The following is a 22603-nucleotide window of genomic DNA, read 5'->3' as shown; positions in this document are numbered from 1 at the left end:
GCCGGACAGCGCGCCCCGCTTCGCCTGGCCGTCGATGCGCGTCCTGGAACAGGTGGACGCGAGTGAAGTGGTGGAAGCGGGCGGCGTGCCGGTGGTGCTTCGCGCGGTGGTGGTGAAGGAGCGCGCGGAAGACCTCATCCAGCGCTTCGCGGATGCCTTCCGTGCCGGCGGCCTCCATGTCCCTCCAGGCGCCGAGCAACCCCAGCTCGCGAGCGGCGCGGCCATGCTCACCGCCATCGACATGTACCGGGGCATCACCTTCACCGTCATCCTCCAGCCACAGGATGTCGGCGTCACGCTCGTCTACCTGGGCGAGGCCAACCACACCCTGCGCCGTGAACCAGGCACCGAGGGCGATGTCGCGTCACTGCCCCCAGGGGCCCGACAGGTCTTGCGCGTGAATGACGAGGGCTCGAGGACGCTGTCCTTCCTCGTGCCCATGTCCGCGGGCGAAGTGGATGCCTTCTACGCCCAGGCGCTGCGCCGCGATGGATGGCGCCGCGAGGACGGCGACCTGACGGTGTACACGCGCTCGGGCGAAGAGCTGCGCATCGTGCACGAGCCCGCGGAGGGCGGTCTGCGCTCCGTCGTGCTCGTCCACCGGGGCCGCTCCCCCGCGCGATAGTGACGGTCCACTCCGAGCCCTCAGTGCCCCGCGTGCGCGTGAAGCGCCACCGCGTTCCCCTCGGTGTCCTGGAGCACCGCGAACGACCCCAGGGCCCCGATGGACGTCTTCTCCACCAACACCTTGCCTCCCGCCTGGGCGACGCGGCGGATGGCGCCATCCAAATCGGAGCCCGCGTCCAGGAACACCCGGCTCCCCTCCAGCGAGGGACGCATGTGCGGCGAGTGGATGAGCGCTCCCGTCACATCCCCCTCCTGCTTCCGGGTGAAGACGGCGATGCGCGTGCCGTGGAAGTCCTCCACCTTCAGCGTGGTGGACAGGACGGACTCGTAGAAGCGCGTGGCGCGCGCCAGGTCGACGACGGGAATCTCGAACCAGTTCAGTCGGTGGGCCATGACAGGTCTCCAACTCGGCGGAAGTGCCGATGGGAGTCACCATGACCTCTGTTCCTGTCAGCCTTGTGTCAGGTTTGTTGCTCGCGACAGCGCGGCGTCCAACGCCCGCTCGCGGCCTCCTGCTTCAGGCGCGCAGCTTCTCGCGCAGCGTCTTGGCCCGGCCCTGCATGTCGGGGTCCATGCTGGTCAGCTCCACCGACTTCAGTCGCTGGTCCAGACTCTGCGGCACCTTCTTCGGCAGCTTGCCCTCTTCGGCCAGTCCCTCCAGCCGGGCCAGCGCCTTGTCGACGATGCGCTCGCGCGGATGGTCCAGCAGGCTGTCGAGGAAGTACGCGTCCTCGGGCAGCTCCGGGTACTTCTCCAGGTAGTCCACCACGGCCTTCACCCAGTCGGCGCGCGTCTCGGACTCCGTGACCTTCTGCATGGCCTGCTTCTGGGCCTTGCGCTTGCCCTCCGGGTCGAACGTCTTCGCCAGTCCCTCGGGAAGCTCGCCGCCGGTGAAGAGCGCATCCGCGGCGGTCTTGTACTTCTGGTAGCTCGCGCTGCGCTCAATCTTCTGCTGCGCGGGGTCATCCTGGCGGGAGTGGTACTTGCTGCCCTTGGCGCGCCCCGCGTCGATTTCTCGCCACGTCTTGTCGCGCTTCCCGGAGAAGCCGCCGCCGCCGTTGTCGTCCCTGTCCTTGGCCATCCTTCATCTCCCCTTGCGTGCGCCCCAGAGCGCCGCGAGTCCACTGCGGACGAGGGTGCGCACCGCCTCCAGCTCCTGTGCGGTCAGGGGCTGCTCCTCGTCCTGCTCCGCCTCGAAGAGCGCCTCGTCCGCATACGTCCGCAGGGACTGGGGCACCGGTGGAGCCGTCGTGTCCGCCACCAGCGCCGCCGGGCGCACCGAAGCGACTCCCGGCGACCACCCCAGCTCCAGCATGGCGTACAGCTCGAAGAGCAGGTGGCGGGCGACTCCGTATCCTTCGTCCGTGAGCCCCGCGGCGTCAAGCGCGCCCAGCAAGGCATCCTGCCGGTTCTCGAAGGAGTGCATCAGCCGCGTGCGCGCCTTCTCGTCGTCCTCCAGGTAACGCCAGGCCGCCTCGACGAATTCGCCCGTGGGCTCGTCCGGGTGGAAGGCTTGCGGCAGGGGAGCCTTGACCTTCTTCGGCCGGGGCGGCCGGGGGCCATCCTCCAGGCGCACCGCGCGCCCCTCTTCCACCAGGTCCCAGAGGCCCAACAGGTTCTGGTACAGCAGCCGGGCGATGTCGGGCGAGGGGAAGCGCGGCTCCTCCTCGAACAGCCCGGGGATGACGTCGCTGTGCGGGCGCCCCTCGGCGTGGGCCGCCTGCATGCGGGCGAGCACCTCCGCGGTGTCGCAGGGGCTGCCGGACACCTCCAGCAGTCCGTCGAGTGTCTGCGCGCCCTCGAACTCGCGCGTGAAATCGGCACCTCTGTCCTTGGAGCGGCTCATGGCGGCGGGGACGCTTACCCCGGCGGACAGCCGAGCGCACGCGGCATCAGTGCTCCTCGGGCCACTCGCCCATCAGCGCGTCCTGGCGCTCCTTGGGATTGGAGGTCCACTCGAAGTCCTCCGGGACGTAGCCGCCGCCGTGCTGGCGTTCGCCGTCCCAGCTCACCTGCGCGGTGAGGAAGTGTTCGTCCGGCTCACCCGTCACCTCGGCGCGGTTGCCGGGAACGGTGAAGGGCGTGTCCAGGGGTTCGTCGGGGATGATGATGGCCATGGTGGGGCTCCGCGCGGAGGCGCCCTGACGCCAGATGTCCGCTGGCGCACGCGCCCGGTGCTTCGTCGTTCAACCTGGGCAGGCGGACGCGGACACGGGAGCGGGTGGGAGCGAGCGGGCGTGGGCACGGCCGCCTTCCGTTTCCGACCCGACGCCCCTAGTCTCCGGCTCCTGATGGCCGAGTCCTCGCCCGAGACGTTGAAGACCGCGGTGCAAGCACTCTCCCGCGTTCACGCGGTGGAGGGCCCGCCGGGAGAGAATGGCCTGCGCACCGTCTGGCACATGGGCACCGACGGCGCGGAGCTGATGTCCCAGGTGGACTCGGACGGCCGGGTGCGGCGGCAGGAGCTGACGCTGCTGGAGGACCATTACATGTGGGCCAGCGGCGAGGGCGTGCGCACCGGCCGCGTGGAGTCCGAAGGTGAGCGCGCCCGTCCCGCGGCGGCCGTGGTGAAGGCGGACCCTCAACTGGTTCCCCACCGGTTGGTGCGAGCCGCCCAGGCGATGGGCACGTACACCGGGCAGGACCGCTACATCCTGCACATGCAGCGCGTGCTGGCGCTGGCCCGCGAGGGGCTGGAGATGGCGGGTGCGGGCATCATCCTGCGCGAGGCGCAGCGTCCGTCGGAGCCCACGCTGCCCTCGCTGGAGGCGCCGTCACCCGCGCCCGCCCTCGCGCCGGCGGCTCCGCTGCGATACGTGCACGGCGCGCCTCACCCGGAGGAGGTGACACCGCCGGAAGCTCGTGGCTCCGAGGGGGTCATCATGCTCGTCGTGTTTGGCGTGGGCGTGGTGGCCGGGGTCCTGTTGCTCATCTGGCTGCTCTGAGCCGGAGCGACGTCGAGCCCCAGCAGCCGCAGCATGTCCAGCGTGGTGGGCACCGCGCCCCGGTTCCGGGGCAGGGTGATGTGCGCGTTCTCGGCCACGGATTGCACCGGGTGCACATCCATCACCAGCAGGGCCGTCACGGCGGCCGCGGGCACCAGCCGGGGTGCCCAGCGAGGCGTGGGACGTGAGGCCTCGCGGCCACTGCCTCGCACCACCAGCATGATGCCCAGCACCGCCAATACCGACGTGCACAGCCAGCGCACCTCACGCAGTCGCGTGGCGACCTCCATGCCCGTGGCCACCCACTCCTCACGCGCCGATTCGGGCACCTGTCCCAGCCCGGTGAGCATCTCGAGGAAGTGCCGCGCCTCCAGCGCGCCCACCACCGCCACCGAGCCCAGCGCCGCCGTCACCCCGCTGGCGAGCAGCAGTCCCCGGCCGCGCCTGCGCCCTCCGGCTTCCTCCGCGCACGACGGACCAAAGCGCGCCAGCGCGAGCCCCAGCGCGAGCCCCAGGAGCAGCGCGGCGCTCGTCCACGCACCCAGCAGCCGGGGCGCCATGGCGTGGCCGGTGCTCGTCGCGACGTCCAGCACCGTGGCCTGGGTGGACAGGCGCGTCAGGCCGGACATGGCGCGGCCCACCAGGACCTCCGTGCCCAGCAGCCCCACCATCCACGGGAGGGTGGCCATGCCCAACATGACGGCGAGCGGCACACGCCGCCCCAGCCCCGTGCCAGCCAACGCGAGCGACAGCAGGGGCAACTCAATGAGTAGGGCCAACGCCACCACGGCGGCGAAGGGACCGGCGGCATCCACCGTGCCCGCAAGGGCCTCGGGACCATGCAGCAGGGGTGCAAGCGTGAAGCACCACAGGAAAACGGTAACGGGCACGGACGAGGCCACCGAGAGCCCGGGGATGAAGCGGAGCCGCAGAGTAACAAGCATTCCAGGAGAGACTAGTCTCTCCGGGTAATTCTTGGAATTCAGACTGGGGGACGACCGACCAGCCAGTAGACGACGCTGGAGAGGGCTCCGGCGACAGGAGACACGAGCACACCCAGCAGGTAGAGGCCGGGACAGTCGCCTTCGGTGCAGCCGATGCGGCTGTAGGCGAGGGCGCCGGCGAGCAGCAGCGGGACGTGCATGCCGATGAGGAAGATGCCGGCGCCGCGCACGACGAGCCCCCGGTACCAGGTGCGTGTCCACAATCGGAAGACGATGGGGACCAGGACCAGGGTGCCGGTGGCCGCGGCGGCGAGCGCGAGGTGGCGCGCGGACACGGCCACACACGCCAGGGCCGCGAGGGCCAGCGCGGGCACGAGCAGCAACGCGTTGAGGGACAAGGGCTCCCGATGACGCATCAGACAGGGGAACGCTGGCAGAGCCCGCGTGTGCAGGCAAGCGGCGCGGTGGGGGAATGTCCCCGGGTCCGCTTCCGCCAGGCCCGCGCGGTCGCCATCAACGTCTGAGTGGACGAGAACCCGTCATGCCGCCGACGTCGCTACGCCGCGACGGCGCCTTCGCCCAGCAGCCGCAGGTAGCGGCCCCGCAGCGCGAGCAGCTCCGCGTGTGTGCCTGACTCCACCACGCGGCCCTCCTCCACCACGGCAATCACATCCGCGTCGCGCACGGTGGACAGCCGATGTGCAATCACCAGCACCGTGCGGCCGCGCATCAGCGTCTCCAGCCCCGCGCCCACCGCCGCCTCGCTCGCCGCGTCCAACGCGCTGGTGGGCTCGTCCAGCAGCAGCACCGACGGCTTGCACAGGAACGCGCGCGCCAGCGCCAGCCGCTGCCGTTGCCCGCCCGACAGCCGGCTGCCTCGCTCGCCCACGGACTCGTCGAGCCCTCCAGGCAGCGCGCGCACGAAGTCCTCCGCGTGCGCCAGCGCGAGCGCCTCCCACAACTCCGCGTCCGTCGCTTCGGGCCGGCCCAGCCGCAGGTTGTGGCGCACCGTCCCGGAGAACAGCACCGGCTCCTGCGGCACCCACGCCACCTGTCCGCGCACGCTCGACGGCTTCAGCGACTCCAGCGGCGCGCCGTCCCACAGCACCCGTCCGCCCGACGATGGCAGGAAGCCCAGCAGCACGGAGAACAGCGTCGTCTTGCCGGCGCCCGACGGCCCCACCAGCGCCACGCGCTTGCCCGCGGGCACCACCAGGTCCACGCCCCGCAGCGCCTCGCGCCCGTCCTGATACGTGGCCTTCACGCCCTCCAGCACCAGCGCCTGTGACAGCGGATGGGCCGCATCCCCCGTGTCTGGAGGCGAGGGCTCATCCGCGATGGCGAACAGCCGCTCCGCCGCCGCCAGCCCCGTGAGCACCTGGGACAGCGTGCCGCTCAGGGATTTGACCGGCTGATACAACAGCAACGCGGCTGCGAGAAAGGACAAGAGCCGTCCCGCGAGTTCGGGGTCCGCGGACACCGCGCGCGCGCCCCACGCCACCGCCATGGCCACGCCGGCGATTCCGAGCAGCTCCACCGTGGGGCTCACCGCGCCGCGCAGGAACAGCGAGCGGCGCATCTCGCCCAGGTACTTGTCCGCCTCCACGTCGAAGGACTCGAGCGCGCGTGTCTGCCCGCCATAGGCCTGCACCACCGGAAGGTTCTGCAGCTGCTCGGCCGTCAGCGACGTCAGCGCGCCCAGGCTCTGCAGCGAGCGGGCGGCGACCTTCTTCAGCGAGCGGGCGAAGCGATTGATGGGCAGCACGGTCACCGGCACCACGATGAACGTGAAGAGGAAAAGCTTCGCGTCGATGAGGAAGCACGTCGTCAGGAGGGCCACCGCCTGCAGCCCATCCTTCACGTACGATGACAACGCCTGCGTTATCGAGAACTCCACCAACGGCACGTCCGACGTGAAGCGAGACAACAGCTCGCCGGAGTGTCGCCGCTCGAAGAACGCGGGCGGCTGGCCGAGCAGTCGCCCGTAGAGAAATCCGCGCAGGTCCGCCATCACGCGCTGGCCCAGCCGCTGCATGAGCCCGCCCTGGAGGAACTGGGCCAGGGCCTTCACCAGCGCGAGCGCCACCACCACCAGCGGCAGTCGCCGCAACAACACATCGCCAGGCAGTGACACGCCGGCCACGGTGACGGGCTGGTCCGTGAGCACCGCGCGCAACAGCGGCCCGACGACCCAGGCATACGCGGAGGTCGCCGCGGCGGCGACGAGTGACGCGCAGACACCCGCCGCCAGCAGTTGGCGGTAGGGGCGCAGGTAGCCGAGGAGTCGGCGGTAGACGTGTGGGGAGGGACGAGGAGCCACTGTTTGGCGGCGGACTCTGTCACCGAGTCGCCAAGAGGTCCAAGTCTAGAGGGACGTGAAACGTCGTGCCTTGCCGCCTGCTTTCCCACCAGCCGTCATCAGCAGGCAGGCCCGTTCCGTTGCCCCCCTCCATCCCTGCGGACAGGTTCAGGGGAGCCATGGACACCAATAACGAAAAAGAGGTCCTTTTCAATCCGGGCTGCGAGCCGGTGGTTGAAGACGAGGAGCGTCGCCGGCTCCTGTGGCTCATGGCCGAGTACTTCCGCACCATCGGGTACACGGACATCAAGGCCCGTCTCCCTGGATTCATGCCGCCTCCCATCCTGTCGGGCACCATCGAGGACCATCGTCCCGACTTCACCTGCCGCCAGTCCGACTCGGCGCGCACGCCCATCATCCTGGAGATTGTCACCCCGGGCATGGTGGACGAGCCGACCGCGGAGAACCGGTGGAGCCTGCTGGCCAGCGCCGCCAAGCTCTACAACGCGGAGCTGCACTTCGTGGTGCCCAAGTGGGCGTCCAACGGAGCGGTGGATCCGGCGCTCAAACGCAGGCTGGCCCGGATGGAGCTGACCGCCAACCGCGTGTGGACCGTCTAGTCCTCCCGCCCCTACCCTGACCGCCCCGTCTCTCTTCAAGCCGCCCGGTGGCCTCCATGGCCCCCGGGCGGCCTAGGTTTTGCCCCTTGGATTGCTGGCGCGTTCCGCTGCGTTATAGTGACTCAGAGTCTTTCGCGGCGTCAAAAAGTCCAGCAAATTCCAGGGGTTGAAGCGAATGCCAGCAGCGGCGGCCGGTCAGAAACGCGACTATTACGAGATCCTGGGCGTCCAGAAGACCGTCTCCGCGCAGGAGCTGAAGAGCGCGTTTCGCAAAGTGGCGCTCCAGTACCATCCGGATCGCAACCCGGGAAACAACGAGGCCGAGGAGAAGTTCAAGGAAGCCTCGGAAGCCTACGAAGTGCTCAGTGACCCTGACCGGCGGGCGAAGTACGACCGCTTCGGGCACTCGGGCAACCCGTTCGAGGGCTTTGGTGGCGCCGGCGGCGGGTTCCAGGGCGTCAACATCAACGACATCTTCGGCGAGATTTTCGGCGACATCTTTGGCGGTGGCCGGGGGGGTGGGCGCCGCACCAGCTCGCGTGGCGCGGACCTGCGCTACAACCTGGAAATCACCTTCGAGGAGGCCGCGTTCGGCAGCCGTCCCAAGGTGACGATTCCGCGGCCGAAGAAGTGTGAGACGTGCACGGGCTCGGGCAGCAAGAGCGGCGCGGGCCCTCGCGCGTGTGGAACGTGCGGAGGCAGCGGAGAGCTGCGCTACACGCAGGGCTTCTTCGCGGTGTCGCGTCCCTGCGGGGACTGCGGCGGCACGGGCGCGGTGGTGCCGGACCCCTGCGCGCGCTGCAAGGGCTCCGGGAAGACGCCCTCCGAAGAGGTGATTGAGGTCGCCATCCCCGCGGGCGTGGACAACGGCACGCGGGTGCGGCTGACGGGCATGGGCGAGCCGGGAGACCGCGGCGGCCCCGCCGGAGACCTCTACGTCACCGTCATCGTCAAGGAGCACCCGCTCTTCCAGCGTGAGGAGTACGAGGTCTTCTGCGAGGTGCCCATCTCCTTCACCCATGCGGCGCTGGGCGCCAAAATCGACGTCCCCACGCTCGATGGGAAGGTGAAGATGACCATCCCCGCGGGCACCCAGTCCGGGAAGGTCTTCCGGCTCAAGAGCAAGGGCATCCCCCACCTGCACAGCCAGCAGCGGGGAGATCAGCACGTGCGCGTCGTCGTGGAGACGCCCACGGAGCTGTCCTCCAAGCAGCGCGAGCTCCTGGAGAAGCTCGCGGAGCTGTCCGGTGAGGAGTCCCATCCGCAGTCCAAGAGCTTCTTCGCCAAGGTGAAGGAGCTGTTCGGCTGAGCGAAGCCGCGGTGCGCGGGTGAGCCACGGCCGGCCGCTCGCCCTGGGAGCAGGGCCTGGGCCGGCCCGTCGTGGCCCAGGGGCCGCGTGCGTGTGGCCCTGGCGCCGCGCCAACGTGAGGAAGTCAACGTCCAGGGGCCGTGGGCGGTCGGGCACGAGGGGTGCACAGCGGGAGGGGTTCCACGCGGAATCTTCTCCCCGCTCCGTTGTCGACGGAGGCGCATCGCCGCTGCTATGCACCCCACTGCCATGGAAGTCCTGCCCACCTTGCGCCGCTCGCTCCTCGTCGCGCTGGCCCTGCTGCTGACGGCCTGTCCTCGACCCTCACGCACCCCGCCTGCCGGTGGCGACACGGGAGAGGATGTCCCCACGGGAGATCCGTTCCCCAAGCGGCCCGCCGTCGAGGCGAGGAAGGACGCGACCGCGGACGCGGCGCTCGCCCAGGCGAGGCAGACGGCCCAGGCCACGCCCGACAAGAAGAAGGCCGCCGAGGCCTACCTGTCCGTGCGCAAGGCGTACCCCGCGACGACGGCGGGCCAGGACGCGCTCTACCAGGCCGGCGTCCTCTTCTTCGAGTCGAAGGACTACGTCAACGCGCGCAAGTCCTTCAACGAGCTGCTCTTCGAGAACCCCCTCTACAACCAGGCCGAGGACGCCAAGCGCAAGCTGGCGCTGTCCGCCATGGAGGTGGGCGCCTACCGCGACGCGTACCAGACGCTGTCCAGCCTCGCCGAGCGCGCCGAGGGCGCCGAGCGTGAGCAGCTCCTGCGCGACGCGGCCCGGGCGGCCGAGGGCGCGGGGCTGTATGGCCAGTCGCTGACGCTGGCGGTGGAGCAGGCGGGGCAGGCGAAGACGCAGCAGGAGCGCGACGCGGCGGTGGCCCGGGTGGAGGCGCTGGTGGAGGGCCGCGCGGACTTCGTGGACATCGCGCGCGTGGCGGAGGGCCTGCCCGCGTCCAACCCGGCGTGGCCCGTGCTCACCTTCAAGCTGGCGCGCGTCTACTACCACCTGCGCGAGTGGACGCGGCTGGAGGAGACGCTCAACCGCTTCCTCGCGGAGGCGCCGCAGAGTCCCTTCGCGCCCCAGGCGCGGGAGCTGCTCGCGCGGGCCACGCGGCGCGTGGAGGCGAAGCCGAAGACGGTGGGCGTGCTCCTGCCCATGACGGGCCGCTACCAGCCCATCGGCGAGGCGGTGCTGCGCGGCATCCAGCTGGGCCTGGAGGGCAGCGACATCGAGCTGGTGGTGAAGGACACGCAGGGCGACGTCAACAAGACGGGCCAGGCGATGGAGCAGCTCGCCTTCGACGACGGCGCCATCGCCGTGCTGGGGCCGCTGCTGGGTGACGACTCCAAGCGCGCGGCGCTGGTGGCCGAGGAGCTCCAGCTTCCGCTGCTCACCATGACGCGCCAGGAAGGCGTCACGGACCTGGGCCCCTACGTGTTCCGCAACATGCTGACGAACGCCGCGCAGGCGGACGCCATCGCGGACTACGCCATCAACGTGAAGGGCTACAAGAAGTTCGCCCTCCTGTACCCGAACATCCCCTACGGAGTGGAGCTGGCGGACTCGTTCTGGGACCAGGTGACGGAGCGCGGCGGAGTCGTGCGGGGCGCGGAGCGCTACTCGCATGACCAGACGACCTTCACCACCGAGGCGAAGAAGCTGGTGGGCCGCTACTACCTGGAGGACCGCGGCGACTACGTCGAGGGCGTGAGGGACTTGCAGGGCGAGAACCTGGACGCCTTCCGTCGCCGCAAGGCGCTGGAGAAGGTGAAGAGTGGCGTGGAGCCCATCATCGACTTCGAGGCCATCTTCATGCCGGACGACTGGCGGCGGGTGAGCCTGGTCGCCCCGGCGCTGGCGGTGGAGGACATCGTCACCAACGCGTGCGACCCGCGCGATTTGGAGCGCATCCGCAAGACGACGGGCAAGAAGGAGCTGAAGACGGTGACGCTCTTCGGCGCCAACCAGTGGAGCAGCCCCAAGGGGCGCTCGGGCCTGCCGGAGTTGATTGAGCGCGGCGGCAAGTTCGTCACCTGCTCGGTGTACGTGGACGGCTTCTTCGTGGACTCGCAGCGGCCGGCGACGCGCACCTTCGTGCGCAAGTACCGGGAGGCCTACAAGCAGGAGACGGGCAAGGACCCGGGGCTCCTGGAGGCCATTGGTTACGACTCCGGGCGCATGCTGCGGCAGCTGGTGGAGAAGAAGGAGGGCGGGCCCCGCACGCGCGCGCAGATGCGTGACGCGCTGTCCAACCTGAAGGACTTCGACGGCGCCACCGGCCGCACCTCGTTCAACGAGAAGCGCGAGGCGGTGAAGCAGCTGTTCCTCTTGTCCATCGACAACAAGGGCGTCACCGAAATCAACGTGGACAAGGAGCGGGAGAAGGCGGCGTCGGGAGGCTCGGGTTCATGAGGCGGACGGCGGGGCTGCTGGCGGCGGGGCTGCTGGCGGCGGGGGGCGGCGGGTGCGCGCACCAGGCGGCGCGGCTGGCTCCCGACGTGGAAGCGCGGTTGGCTCAGACGCAGGGCGCCTTTCTCACCGGCGCGACGGCGGGGCTCGACAAGGGCCCCATCCTCAACCGGGCTGACTTCATCTGGGGCCTGGACTTCTCGCCCCGTCAGCACCGCGTCGCGTACACGCGGCTGGGCGCGCGCTCCTACTTCCTGTCCATCTGGGCGCTGGAGACACCGCCCCGGAAACTGGGCGACCCGCTCATCAATGCGTACGAGTTCGACGTGGAGGGCGTGGCCTTCTCGCCGGACGGCGGACTTGTCGCCACCGCGGGCCGTGATGGCGCCGTGCGCCTGTTTGACGCGGCCACGGGCGAGGCTCGCGGCGTTCGCGTCACCGAGGAGCCGCTCACCGTGGTGGCCTTCCACCCGGAGGGCCGCTGGCTGGTGGCGGGGGGCGTGAAGGGCCTGCTCACCGTGCTGTCCGTACCGGACCTGGCCCATGCCTCCGAGGAGCGCGGACACGAGGGGCCGGTGAGCGCGGTGGCCTTCGCGCCGGACGGGACGCTGTATTCGGGCGGCTGGGACAAACACGTGCGCGCGTGGCGCACGGGGCTGGAGTCCCTGTCCTCACAGGCGACGCGCGCGCGCTTCGAGCGACGGGGTGGCTCGGCGGTGGTGGGCGGCTCGGTGAATGGCAAGGCGCCCGTCAGCTTCGCGCTGGACGCGCGCGTGCCCGCCATCGTCGTCACCGGCGAGGCGGCCACGGCGGCGGGCATCGACGTGGCCTTCCTGAAGGAGACGGTGGACGTGCCGGGCCCGCTGGGCACCACCCAGGCGCGGCTGGCGCGGGGCCAGTCCCTGCGCTTCAAGTCGCTGGTGGTGCGCGACGTGGACGTGGCGGTGTGTGACGCGTGCGTGCCCCAGGGGGTGCAGGGCGTGCTGGGCGCTCCCTTCACCGAGCGGGTGGGCGTGTCCTTCGACGAGGTCAACCACGAGGCCCTCTTCACGCTGAAGTCCGCGGCGCCGGAAGGCGCGGCGACGGTGGAGACGCTGGTGCTGGCGGCGCGTTCGGACTTCACCTTCCCCGCGTACGTCAGCGACGTCACCGTGGACGCGCGCGGGCAGCGGCTGGGCGTGGGCCTCTCCGAGCAGAAGCCGGAGCGGGACAGGAACGTGTACGAGCGTGAGCGTCAGGGCGTGGAGGAGCCGCAGGGGCCCTTCAACGCGGGCGCGGTGGTGGACGCGGCCACGGGACAGGTGCTGCACAAGTGGCCGGTGCACCACGGCGTGGTGTCCACCGCGGCCATCTCTCCGGACGGGCGCTCGCTCGTCTCCGGAGGCTGGGACAAGAAGGTGCACCTCTTCACCGAGGGCGAGCCCACCGCGCGCGGGACGCAGACGTTCGACTGGTCCGTGCGCCGCGTGCGCTTCAGCCCGGACGGGCGCCTGGTGGGCGTGGCCGCGTGGACGCCGCAGGTGGCCAGCCGCACCGGGGAGAGCGAGCCGTCCGCGGTGCTGCTCGACGTGCGCTACGCGGAGGGCGCCTCCGTGGTGTCCCCCGGTGCGCCCGCCGCTCAGTAGTTGAAGAAGATGTGCTCTCGGGGCACGCCCCGGTCCTTCAGGGCGTCCATGACTCCCTGCACCATCCTCGACTGTCCGCAGACGAAGGCCCTGGAGTCCCCCACCGTGTCCTCGCCGAGGTGGGCCTGCACGTAGCCGGTGAGGCCCAGCCAGCCGCTCACGCCGGGCTGGCTGACGGTGCGCACCACCTGGATGCCCCCTTCCTCCCAGGAATGCAGCTCTCCCTGGTACGCGAAGGCGCCGGGGGTGCGCGCGCCGAAGTAGAGCTTCACGCGGCCGAAAGCCTCCCGCTCGCGGCGGATGCTGGCGATGACGGGGCGGATGGCGGAGATGCCGGAGCCGGTGGCGAAGAGGAGCACGTCATGTCCTCGGGCCCGCTCCAGCGGGAAGCCCTTCCCCTCGGGCGCGGACACGTGGACCTGGGCGCCTGGCGGAAGGCGGATGAGGGCGTCGGGCAGCGGGCTGCCGTCCTTGAGGAGGAACTCCCACCGTGCGCCTCGCGGCTCGGGCGGGGAGGCGATGGCGAACAGGCCCGCCTCCATTCCGGGCAGGCAGAGGCGGACGTATTGCCCTGGGTGCGCGTGGGTCCCCACAAGGGGCGTGCCTTGGATGTCGAGCACGAGGTCGGTGAGCCCGTCGGCTGCGGGGGCGCGGGAGGTGACGATGGCCGGATGCCAGTCGGGCATGGTGAGTGCGGTTTTAACCCGTGTGCCGGGAGCGTGCTGCCCCTGGTAGCCTGGGGCGGTGAAGAGTCTTCTCTGGATAGTCTTGTTCATGCTCGGCCTGGCCGGCGTGCTCATTCCGCTGACGTATCTCTATACGGCCAGCAAGCTGCCCCAGTTGGAGAGCGAGTTCGACGTCGACAAGCTGCTCAAGCACAGCATCGAAGGCGAGCGGATGAGCCTCCGCGCCGGGCAGTCCGAGCGCAACCCCCGTCCCATCGCCTTCAACCGCCCGGACTTCTCGCGCCTGCCGAAGGACCTGGTGGCGCTCTATATCCGCCACATGGAGTGCCCCCGCTACTTCCAGACGCCGCGCGAGGACGGGGCGGCGTGGGCGTGGCGCCTCTTTGTCGGCGCGACGGTGGGGACGGCGCCTCCGGGAGAGGGCGCCTGTGAGCGCCTGCTGGCCATGCGCATCGCCCAGGGCCTGGGCATCTCCGGCAACCTCCAGCTCACCGTGGCCGCGCACCGGCTGCACGCCTTCATGCAGAAGGACCAGCTCATCGCCTACGACCTGGCCATCCTCTACTTCGAGCGGGGCGTCGTGGGCGTGGAGGACGCGGCCTTCACCCTCTTCAAGAAGGAGCTCAGCGACCTGCAGCTCCCGGAGCTGGCGGAGCTCCAGCTCGCGCTGCCGCCCTTCTATCGCTACTGGGATATCCGCCAGTGCAAGAACCCCACGGTGCTGCGCCAGGACCGGGACACGCTGCTGGCGGACCTCGCGGGGTGGAAGCTGGTGAGCGAGGACCGGGCTCGCAACGCGACGTCGCAGAAGCTGGGCTGCCTGGAGTAGCGCGCACGACGCGCTGGAGGGCCTCGTTGTGCCCGGTGCTCAGGGCTTGATGAACATGCTCTCCAGCGAGTTGAGCCGCTTGTTGATGTCGCGGCGGGTCTCCGTGTCCTCGGCCGCTTCGGCCTGCCGCCGGTACTTCGTCAGCAGATTCAGCATCGCGTCGGGGCTCGTCACGCGGCCCTGACCGATGAGCTCCGGCATCGACTCCTCCAGCGAGTTGATGCGCTTGAGGAGCCTGCCCCGGGACATCGCGTCCGCGCTGACCGTGGGCTTGGAGGTGCTCGCGGGGCGACCGGAGCGAGCCACGGCGGGGGTCTCCGGCTCCTCGAGCGCGGGCGGTGGGCGGGCCGTGGGAGGTGCCTGCTCCGCGTGGTCAGCGGGGGCCGTGGCCGCCAGCGCTCCGTTCGTGTCGAGGGGCGTGGGGGCCGCGTCGTCTTCGGCCGGGGCCGGGCTGCCTCCTGGCTGGTCCGGCGCGCCAGCCGCGAGCGGGGCGGGCGGAGGCGGCGCGGCGAGGGCCTCGCGCGAGGGGACGTCTTCCCGCGCGGCGGCATGCGTGAGCGGCACGGCGCGGGGCGGCTCCCGGAAGACGATGGCGGCGGCTCCGGCGAGCAGCGCCACGGAGGTTCCGAGGGCGATTGCGACGGGCAGGTACTTGCGCGTGCCGGTGGGCTGGGGAGCGGGCCGGGCGCCTTTCTCCGGCGTCAGCTCCGGAGGCACGGGGACGGGCGTGGTGGGGCGTCGCGAGGCCGCGTCCTCCGCCGAGGGGGGCTTCTCGTGGGTGGGCGCGAGCGCGCTGGGATTGGAGCGGGTGGAGCGCAGCGAGCGGCGCAGCTTGTGGAGTTGCTGGCGCAGCGCGTCCGCCGAGTTGGGCCGCGTCTCCGGGTCCTTCGTGAGCATCTGGAGGATGAACGCATCCAGCGCGGGCGGCAGGTCGGAGACGAACTCGGAGGGGCGGGGAGGCCGCGCCTCCACGTGCTTCATCAGCAGGTCCACGGGCGAACTGCCCACGAAGGGCAGCCGGCCCGTCACCATCTCGAATGTCACCACGCCCAGGGCGTAGAGGTCGGTCATCGGACCCACCTCCTGGCCTCGCGCCTGCTCCGGGGCCATGTACTCCGGCGTGCCCACCACCATGTCCGTGCGCGTCTGCGCGGTGCGGCCGGTGGGGCCCTGGCCCCGCTTGGCGAGCCCGAAGTCCAGCACCTTCACGTAGCGCGAGCCGTCCGGCTGGCGCACGAGGAAGATGTTGCTCGGCTTGAGGTCCCGGTGCACCACGCCCGCGCCATGCGCGGAGGCCAGCGCGGCGAGCACCTCGTCCAGGATGGGCAGGGCCTCCAGCACGGGCAGCCGGTTCTTCTCCGACAGCACGGCGTCGAGCGGCTGACCCTCCAGGTACTCCATGACGATGTACTGCCGGCCGTCCGGCACCTGGCCGAAGCCGAAGATGTCGATGATGCCCCGGTGGCGGATGGCGTTCACCGCGCGGGCCTCGGCCAGAAGCCGCTCCACCTGCTCGTTGGAGTGGGCCAGCTCCGGACGGAGCACCTTCACAGCGACGCGCTTGCCGATGAGCGGCTGGATGCCCTCGTACACCAGGCCCATGCCGCCCACGCCGATGCGAGCGCGCAGCTCGTACTCACCCAGCTTCAAGCCGATGAGCGGATCCTTCGGCACGTCCGTCAGGGCCTCCAGGGTGCTCTGCACGACGACCTTCGGCTCGTCCGCCATCGGCGATGCCGGGGCCGACGGTGGGACGTGGAACGAAGCGAGTGCCACGGTGCCGTCCCTCGGACACACACCAGTGTCCGCGGGGACGGGAAAACCACAGGTTTCGCAGTTCAGCTCGGAAGCCATCTCGGGCCAGGAAGAAAGGTCAGCGTACCAAGACGAGGTGAATGACGCGATGTGGTTCGGACCCGAGTGCAGGGCGAGCGTTCAAGCACCGCACACCCCGCGGCGTCGACCTGTCCAACAGCGTCGGACAGCCGACGGATGACCCTATTGGATGGGCACACATCCCGTCGTCGGCAGGGATGCGCCCTCACCGCCGTTGTTCTCGCCGCCCGCGCCGCCGGCCCCCTGGGAGATGGTGACCCCGCCATCCAGGGTGACCTGACCCCGCTGACACCAGATACCCACCGATGGACCGCCGCCCCCACCGCCCCCCATTCCGCCGGGGCCGCCGGGGCCGCCTGAGCCCCCGTTGCCGCCGACGCCGCTGTAGGCTCTGATGGTCTGGCCGGACTCCTCCGCGATGATATCGGCGAAGGCGCTGCCCAGGCCTCCGTCCCCGCCGAGTCCGCCGCCGCCGCCCGCGCCTCCCTTGCCGCCCGCGCCGCCTCCGAGCGTCTCGACGCGGGAGCCCGCTTCCAGGGACACCTGGGCGTCGAACACGAGCAGGCCGATGGACGCCCCACCCCCGCCACCACCCGTGCCGCCCGTGCCGGGGCAGCCTCCCGCGCCGCCGCCGCCGCCACCGCCGCTGGCCGCCACGTCCACGGTTCTGTTGGTGAGGATGCAGCCGCCGCCGCTGCCGCCTCCGCCTCCGCCGCTGCCCGTCTGGCCAGGCTCCCCAATTCCTCCTTGCTGCTCGACGCCCACCGACCAGGTCTGGTTCTCCTTGGAGAGCACCCCCAGGCCCGAACCGCTCGAGCCCGCGTCGCCGCCGCCCCCCTGGGCTCCCCTGCCGCCGTGCGTGCCCGTCCCCGCGACGCAGATGCAGATGCCACTTGCCGGACAGGTGAACTCGGTCTTGTCGCCGCCGATTCCTCCAGCGCCGCCCAACAACGGGGCTCCGGATGAGGGGCCCGGCTCGCCCGGGCCGCCGTCGGCACCCGAGGTCAGGTGCGCGCCATTCGCGCCTCGGCCTCCAGCGCGTCCGCCGACGCCGGGACAGAGGACATTGACGCCGCCTTCACCTCCGATTCCCGGTATCACCCTCGGGTTTCCCGTGGTGACCTCGCCCACCTGGCCCACCGGACCCTCCGCGCCCGCATCGCCTGTCAGGCCCTGTGCACCCGTCGCGCCGCGTCCCGCCTCCAGCACGGTGTGGCGCAGCCGCACGCCCGAAGCGTCGATGACCTTCAGGGCGATGGAGGGCTGCCCGGGCTCCACCGCGTCCGCGGAGCGGATGTGCAGGTACTCCAGTACGATTCCCGCGTCCGTCACGCCCCGCACGGTGAGGCCCGTCGTGCCGCCGTTGTCCAACACGGCCACCTGGCCACTGACGCGTCCCCAGCCGCCGTCGCGCCCCGAATAGCCACCGTGCACGGAGACGGGCACGTCCAGCACCAGCTCGCCTTCGTCATAGGTGCCGCCCGCGAGATACAGCCGCGTCGGGGCGCCACCGTCCCACTGGCGCAGCAGCCCGAGCGCGTGGCGCACGGTGCGCAGCGGAGCCTCGCGGGTGCCCGTGCCGACGGCGTCGTCGCCGTACACCGGGTCGATGAAGAGGCCCGCGCTGGCCCGGCCATCCACGCCGTCGCAGTCGGAGTCCTTGAACTCATCGTCCGGAGGGTCCTCCCCGGTGTTGGTGGGGATGCAGCCCGCGTCTGGCACGACCTGCTGCTCGCACCGTCCCTCGTCGCGGCAGCGCTTCTGCGCGGCGTCGAAGTCGTAGCAGCCCCCCGCGGAAAGCACCGCCGCGAGCGCCGTGCCCATCGCTCCGAGCGTCCAGATTTTTCGCATGGGATTCCTCGAAGTCACGGCCACGTCCCGGACAGTCCGACCATGGCGCCACCGGAGCTCACGGCGGCGGAGGGGAGGACCTGCGGAGGCGGGTCATCGGGCCACAGGAACATCACCGCGCCAGCGACGATGCCCGCGGCGCCCACGCCAAGGGCCACGCGGCTCACCGTCTGCGCCTGCTTTCCTTCCGACACCAGCGCCTTCGAGTCGCGCACGGGCGCGTCGACCGTCCCCTTCTCCAGGGAGTCATACCGGTCCCGGGCCTTCAGGTAGAACACCGTCCCCACTCCCGCCAGCACCACGCCTCCGGCCGCGGGCAGCCACGCCCAGCGGCGCGCGGAGGACGTCGTGGCGACGGCGACGGACGGTGTTTCCATCGGCGGTGGCGTGACGCGCTCCACGGGCGGCGGCGCATCCTTCACGGAAGGCCGGGCCACCCGCGTGGGAGGTGGCACGTCGTCGATGGGCGGCGCGGGGGGCAGTCCCCGCAGCGCGCGCTGCGTGTTGAGCACCACCACGTCCAGGGCCTGGGTGAGCGCGTCCAGGAGCTTGTCCTCCGGCACGTCGAGGACGAAGTGCTCGGAGATGAGCATGCCGTCCTTCGCCGCATAGGCGCGCGCGCCGGCGCGGTAGCCGCCAGCACGTGGACCCAGCTCCGCCACCAGGACGACCTCCGCCTTGCTGGCCGTGCCGAGCCACTGGAGACACGGGGCCTCCGTGCGCTTGCAGCGCAGCAGCGTGCGGCGCCGCGTGGCGGGCAGCTTCCGGGTGACGTTCTCGATGCGGATGACGCGCAGCCCGCGCGACTCGAGCTGCTCCGCCACGTGCTCCTGCGCGAACTCGACGATGTGGGCCGGGGCTCCCGTCGCATCCGGTGGGGCGATCAACACACTCAGGGGCCCCTGCGGGAGCGCCGTGGGCGCCTGGGCGACCACGGAGAGAACGGCGACGAGGGAGATCAACACACGATCACTTTCCCCCCGACACGACCTCCTCGCAAGGCCGGGAATCAGGGGCTGCTCACCTCGGGTGGCATCGCGCGCGCTCTCGGTGCGTGCGGTGGGAGCTGACCCCACCGCCCAGGTAGGGCGGTGGGAGCACCCGAAGACTGTCAGTCAAACTTCAGCGGCGGGGGCGCTCGGGGGGCGCGGGGCGGATCTGCGTCTTCTCGGAGGTTTCCTTCGGCCCCGAGGGGGCGCTGGTGTCCTCGTCTTCTTCATCGTCGGCGGGTCGGGAGGGGATGGACGGCGGGGGTCTGCGCGCGGCGAGCGCGGGACGGGCGCCGCCGGGGGGCGGAGGCCTGGGTGGGGGCGTGCCGGGGCGGCGCGGCGGCGGGGGGCGGCCCGCGTCGGTGAGCAGCTCCTCGTCCACTTCCACCTTGGCCTCGGAGGCGAAGGGGCTCCGGGTCGGGGGCGGCGTCCGGTCGTCATCGCCCTCGTCGGGGGGCGGCGGTGGACGCGGCGCGGCCACGGGCCTGGCGGCGGCGTGGCCCGCGGGCGGGGTGGCGGTGGCGGGCCGGGCCGCGGGAGGCGGCGTTGCCGGCTTGGCGACGGACGCGGGGAGGCTCGCGGGCACCTGCACCTGGACGGGGGGCGCGGCCTTGGCGTCGCGGGCATCCTGCCGCAGCTTCTCCTCGAAGTCGGACCACTCCTTCTTGAAGTGGTCGGGGTCCGGACGTCCCTCCTCGCGGTGCTTCAGCGAGGGGGCCCAGCGCACGGTGTACGCCTCGCCGGCGTGGAAGACGGGCGGAGGAGGGATGCCGTACGTCGCCGGGTCGAAGAAGGACTCGTCCAGGTCAGCGAAGCCGTACGCCTTCGCCTTGGCGACGAAGTTGGGGATGATGCCCGTGGGCGCGTGGTAGCCGAGGATGTGGTCGTCCTCGTCCTTGGTGACGGGCGTGAAGACGAAGATGTCCTGGGTGCGGTAGTCGCCCTTCTCGGTGAGCGGCAGCACCTCCGACAGGGCGCTCGTCTTGCGACTGCCGTCGTGGAAGCGCTCGCAGCAGATGATGAAGTTGATGGCGCTGGCCACCTGGGCGCGGACGGCGACCATGGGCAGCTCGATGCCGGACATGAGGCACAGGGACTCCACGCGGCGCAGCGTGTCCGTGGGCGTGTTGGCGTGCGTGGTGGCCAGCGAGCCGCCGTGGCCCGTGTTCATCGCCTGCATGAGGTGGAACGCCTCGCCGCCGCGCACCTCGCCGACCACGATTCGGTCCGGCCGCAGACGCAGCGCCGAGTGAAGCAGGTCTCCCATGTCCACGCCGCCCTTGCCGAACTTGTCCGGCGGACGGCTCTCGAACGCGACGACGTGTGTCTGGTTGAGCTGGAGCTCCGCCGAGTCCTCGATGGTGAGGATGCGCTCCTCGTCGGGGATGAGGGAGGAGACGATGTTGAGCAGCGTCGTCTTGCCGGAGCCCGTGCCGCCGGCCACCAGCATGTTGAGCTTGGTGGCGATGCCCGCCTCGATGAGCCGTGCCATCTGCGGCGTCAGCGAGCCGAACTTCAACAAGGAATTGATGGTGAGCTTTTCCTTGAAGAACTTGCGGATGGAGATGGTGGTGCCCTTGCGGGCAATCGGCGGAATCACCACGTGGATGCGGCTTCCATCCGGAAGGCGCGCGTCCAGGCGGGGCCTTTCCTCGGTGAGCATGCGGCCGACGAACTGGGCCATGTTGCGCGCGGCACCGATGAGGCCTTCCTCGGTGAAGGTGGCGTCCGTGCGCGACAGGCGGCCCTTCTTCTCGATCCACACGTCGGTCGGGCCGTTGATCATGATCTCCGACACCGCCTCGTCGTCCAGGTAGGGCAGGACGGGCTTGAGGAAGGCGCGGAGTGACTCGGTGTACATCGTCATGGCGCCCCCCAGGCTAGCGCGGCCGGTGCCTTCCGCCCAAGAACCCGCCGTGCCCGCCCGCCCGCCTCCTGTGACGCTGTCGGCTCTCCGACGGCGTCACGAAAGGGATGGGCCCCGTGGGAAGGGGGTGTTTCAATGCCCCGCCGAGTTGGTCGGGGAGGCACTCACATGTTGCAGGACAAGCTGCCGAAGGACTGGAAGCAGGCGCTCAAGGCCGCGCTCGATTCACCTTCGTTCCAGGAACTGGAGCGCTTCGTCGCGAAGGAGCGCCAGGAGGCCACCGTCTTCCCCTCGGAGGAGGACCTGTTCTCCGCCTTCCGGCTGACGCCCTACGCCGACGTGCGCGTGCTGCTGCTGGGCCAGGACCCGTACCACGGGCCGGGGCAGGCGCATGGGCTGGCGTTCTCGGTGAAGCCCGGGGTGCCCTCGCCGCCCTCGCTGGTGAACATCTTCAAGGAGCTGGAGGCGGACGTGAAGGTGCCGCGTCCCAAGGACGGCTCGTTGATTGCCTGGGCGGAGCAGGGCGTGCTGCTGCTCAACGCGGTGCTGACGGTGCGTCAGGCGGAGCCCAACAGCCACGCGGGCCATGGCTGGGAGGCCTTCACGGACGCGGTCATCCGCGCGGTGAGCGAGAAGACGGAGCCCGTGGTCTTCCTGCTGTGGGGCAAGTACGCGCAGAAGAAGAAGAAGCTCATCGATGCCACGCGCCATGTCGTCATCGAGGGCACGCACCCGTCTCCGCTGTCGGCCAGCAGCGGCTTCTTCGGCAGCCGGCCTTTCAGTGCGGTGAACCAGGCCCTGGAGTCCAAGGGGCGGCCGCCCATCGACTGGCGCCTGACGCGGTGACACGCGCACGCCCGGTCGCCCGGCGCTGACAGTCCGTTCTCGGCGGGCGGTGGCTTGATACGGTGCGTCGCGACATGACCGCCGCCTTCCTCGCCGCCTCCACGCCCGAGCCCGTCGGGCCGAACCGCTACCTCGTCCGCTTCACCTCGCCCTGGTACCAGGGGCGGGGCGCGTATGGAGGCCTGGTCGCGGGCACCGCGCTGCGCGCGCTGGAGCACACGGTGGGTGACGCGGCGCGGCCGGTGCGCTCCTTCACCATGCACTTCTGCGCGCCGGCGGTGGAGGGCGAGGCGCGGGTGACGACGCGCATCGAACGGGCCGGAAAGCTGGTCACCCACGCCACGGTGCGCGTGGAGAACGACTCCGGCGTGGTGGCCATGGGCAGCGCGACCTTTGGCGCGGCGCGCGGAGGCGCCATCGAGTACCTGGAGATGTCGCCCCCGAAAGTCCCGCCTCCGCACGAGGTGCCGATGACTCCGGACGACGTGCCCATGCCGGACTTCTGCCGCTTCTTCGAGTTCCGCTTCTGCATCGGCTCGGCGCCGTACGCGGGGGCCGCCGTCGCGGAGACGGGCGGCTGGCTGCGCCCGAGGGAGCCGACGGTGCTGGATGCGCCCCTGTGCGTGGGGCTGATGGATGCGTACCCGCCCTCGGTGCTCTCGCGTGTGGACGGCTTCCGCCCGGCCGCCACCGTGGACTTCACCATGCACTTCTTCCAGACGCTGCCCCAGGCGGGCCTGAAGCCGGACGCCCAGTTCCTGCGCACCGGCCGCTCCCTCCAGGCGAGCGGAGGCTACTCGGAGGACTTCCAGCAGCTGTGGACCGAGGACGGCCAGCTCCTGGCGCAGTGCCGGCAGCTCTTCGTGGTGATGGGCTGAGACACGGGCCGCAAGCCGTGCCGCCCGGAGGCTTCTGGTA

Annotated in this window: 21 protein-coding genes; 9 read left to right on the top strand and 12 right to left on the bottom strand. The window is 70.9% G+C overall.

Annotated features, from left to right (window positions below; genetic code table 11):
* Positions 1-34 precede the first annotated feature (34 nt).
* On the top strand, positions 35-625 hold the full coding sequence (locus HUA75_RS32495; protein ID WP_174488582.1) for a hypothetical protein: 591 nt from the start codon (positions 35-37) through the stop codon (positions 623-625).
* Positions 626-645: 20 nt separating this feature from the next.
* Here the strand turns inward: HUA75_RS32495 and HUA75_RS32490 are convergent, their stop codons facing one another.
* The 4 genes from HUA75_RS32490 to HUA75_RS32475 form a co-directional block, all read right to left on the bottom strand.
* Positions 646-1020 (bottom strand): VOC family protein, encoded by a 375-nt coding sequence (locus tag HUA75_RS32490; protein ID WP_141641798.1) that lies wholly within the window; start codon positions 1018-1020, stop codon positions 646-648.
* A 124-nt stretch (positions 1021-1144) separates the two neighbouring features.
* Positions 1145-1708, bottom strand: a complete 564-nt coding sequence (locus HUA75_RS32485) for a hypothetical protein (RefSeq protein ID WP_141641797.1) — start codon at positions 1706-1708, stop codon at positions 1145-1147.
* A 3-nt stretch (positions 1709-1711) separates the two neighbouring features.
* Complete coding sequence (locus HUA75_RS32480; RefSeq protein WP_141641796.1) at positions 1712-2473, bottom strand: hypothetical protein; 762 nt, start codon at positions 2471-2473, stop codon at positions 1712-1714.
* A 46-nt stretch (positions 2474-2519) separates the two neighbouring features.
* On the bottom strand, positions 2520-2744 hold the full coding sequence (locus tag HUA75_RS32475) for a hypothetical protein (RefSeq protein WP_141641795.1): 225 nt from the start codon (positions 2742-2744) through the stop codon (positions 2520-2522).
* 210 nt (positions 2745-2954) lie between these two features.
* On the opposite strand from HUA75_RS32475, the gene HUA75_RS32470 reads away from it, so the two are divergent.
* Entirely contained in the window at positions 2955-3572 is a 618-nt protein-coding gene (locus HUA75_RS32470) for a hypothetical protein (RefSeq protein WP_371746242.1), read from the top strand.
* Here HUA75_RS32470 and HUA75_RS32465 read toward each other — a convergent pair.
* From HUA75_RS32465 to HUA75_RS32455, 3 genes are all read right to left on the bottom strand, one after another.
* Positions 3458-4462 carry a hypothetical protein gene (locus HUA75_RS32465; protein WP_371746241.1) on the bottom strand — a complete coding sequence of 335 codons (1005 nt, stop codon included), beginning with the start codon at positions 4460-4462 and terminating at the stop codon, positions 3458-3460. The genes HUA75_RS32470 and HUA75_RS32465 overlap by 115 nt on opposite strands.
* Before the next feature lie 92 nt (positions 4463-4554).
* Entirely contained in the window at positions 4555-4914 is a 360-nt protein-coding gene (locus tag HUA75_RS32460; protein ID WP_246137075.1) for a hypothetical protein, read from the bottom strand.
* A 158-nt stretch (positions 4915-5072) separates the two neighbouring features.
* Positions 5073-6836, bottom strand: a complete 1764-nt coding sequence (locus HUA75_RS32455; protein ID WP_141641791.1) for an ABC transporter ATP-binding protein — start codon at positions 6834-6836, stop codon at positions 5073-5075.
* 158 nt (positions 6837-6994) lie between these two features.
* Between HUA75_RS32455 and HUA75_RS32450 the strand changes: the two genes are divergently transcribed.
* The 4 genes from HUA75_RS32450 to HUA75_RS32435 all read left to right on the top strand — a co-directional run bounded on the left by HUA75_RS32450 (position 6995) and on the right by HUA75_RS32435 (position 12781).
* Positions 6995-7435, top strand: coding sequence for a hypothetical protein (locus HUA75_RS32450; RefSeq protein ID WP_141641790.1), 441 nt, complete (start codon positions 6995-6997; stop codon positions 7433-7435).
* Positions 7436-7610: 175 nt separating this feature from the next.
* Positions 7611-8744, top strand: a complete 1134-nt coding sequence (gene dnaJ, locus HUA75_RS32445; RefSeq protein WP_141641789.1) for a molecular chaperone DnaJ — start codon at positions 7611-7613, stop codon at positions 8742-8744.
* A gap of 249 nt (positions 8745-8993) precedes the next feature.
* Positions 8994-11159 carry an ABC transporter substrate-binding protein gene (locus tag HUA75_RS32440; protein ID WP_174457410.1) on the top strand — a complete coding sequence of 722 codons (2166 nt, stop codon included), beginning with the start codon at positions 8994-8996 and terminating at the stop codon, positions 11157-11159.
* The gene (locus HUA75_RS32435) at positions 11156-12781 is read left to right on the top strand and encodes a WD40 repeat domain-containing protein (protein ID WP_174488580.1); all 1626 of its coding nucleotides are present in this window, start codon (positions 11156-11158) and stop codon (positions 12779-12781) included. Before HUA75_RS32440 ends, HUA75_RS32435 begins: the two co-directional genes overlap by 4 nt.
* Here the strand turns inward: HUA75_RS32435 and HUA75_RS32430 are convergent.
* Positions 12775-13467 (bottom strand): NAD-binding oxidoreductase, encoded by a 693-nt coding sequence (locus tag HUA75_RS32430; protein ID WP_141649302.1) that lies wholly within the window; start codon positions 13465-13467, stop codon positions 12775-12777. The genes HUA75_RS32435 and HUA75_RS32430 overlap by 7 nt on opposite strands.
* Before the next feature lie 88 nt (positions 13468-13555).
* On the opposite strand from HUA75_RS32430, the gene HUA75_RS32425 reads away from it, so the two are divergent.
* Positions 13556-14296 (top strand): transglycosylase domain-containing protein, encoded by a 741-nt coding sequence (locus HUA75_RS32425; protein WP_174457408.1) that lies wholly within the window; start codon positions 13556-13558, stop codon positions 14294-14296.
* A gap of 39 nt (positions 14297-14335) precedes the next feature.
* Here HUA75_RS32425 and HUA75_RS32420 read toward each other — a convergent pair whose 3' ends face one another.
* From HUA75_RS32420 to HUA75_RS32405, 4 genes are all read right to left on the bottom strand, one after another.
* Entirely contained in the window at positions 14336-16150 is a 1815-nt protein-coding gene (locus tag HUA75_RS32420) for a serine/threonine-protein kinase (RefSeq protein ID WP_174488579.1), read from the bottom strand.
* A 144-nt stretch (positions 16151-16294) separates the two neighbouring features.
* Entirely contained in the window at positions 16295-17983 is a 1689-nt protein-coding gene (locus HUA75_RS47585; protein ID WP_174488578.1) for a hypothetical protein, read from the bottom strand.
* A gap of 14 nt (positions 17984-17997) precedes the next feature.
* Complete coding sequence (locus tag HUA75_RS32410) at positions 17998-18948, bottom strand: hypothetical protein (RefSeq protein WP_371746240.1); 951 nt, start codon at positions 18946-18948, stop codon at positions 17998-18000.
* Positions 18949-19105: 157 nt separating this feature from the next.
* Entirely contained in the window at positions 19106-20839 is a 1734-nt protein-coding gene (locus HUA75_RS32405; RefSeq protein ID WP_174457405.1) for a CpaF family protein, read from the bottom strand.
* 168 nt (positions 20840-21007) lie between these two features.
* Here HUA75_RS32405 and ung point away from each other — a divergent pair, with 168 nt between their 5' ends.
* Both ung and HUA75_RS32395 read left to right on the top strand, forming a co-directional pair.
* On the top strand, positions 21008-21685 hold the full coding sequence (ung, locus tag HUA75_RS32400) for a uracil-DNA glycosylase (protein WP_141648104.1): 678 nt from the start codon (positions 21008-21010) through the stop codon (positions 21683-21685).
* Between the two features lie 74 nt (positions 21686-21759).
* A complete protein-coding gene (locus HUA75_RS32395) occupies positions 21760-22563 on the top strand; it encodes an acyl-CoA thioesterase II (protein ID WP_141648105.1) in 804 nt (267 codons plus the stop codon).
* Positions 22564-22603: the final 40 nt, after the last annotated feature.

Origin of the sequence: Myxococcus sp. CA040A (assembly GCF_013336725.1) — a bacterium.
Classification (GTDB): Bacteria; Myxococcota; Myxococcia; order Myxococcales; family Myxococcaceae; genus Myxococcus; species Myxococcus llanfairpwllgwyngyllgogerychwyrndrobwllllantysiliogogogochensis.
Note: the sequence above shows the minus strand (reverse complement) of the source record. Positions and strands in the feature narration are given on the sequence as shown.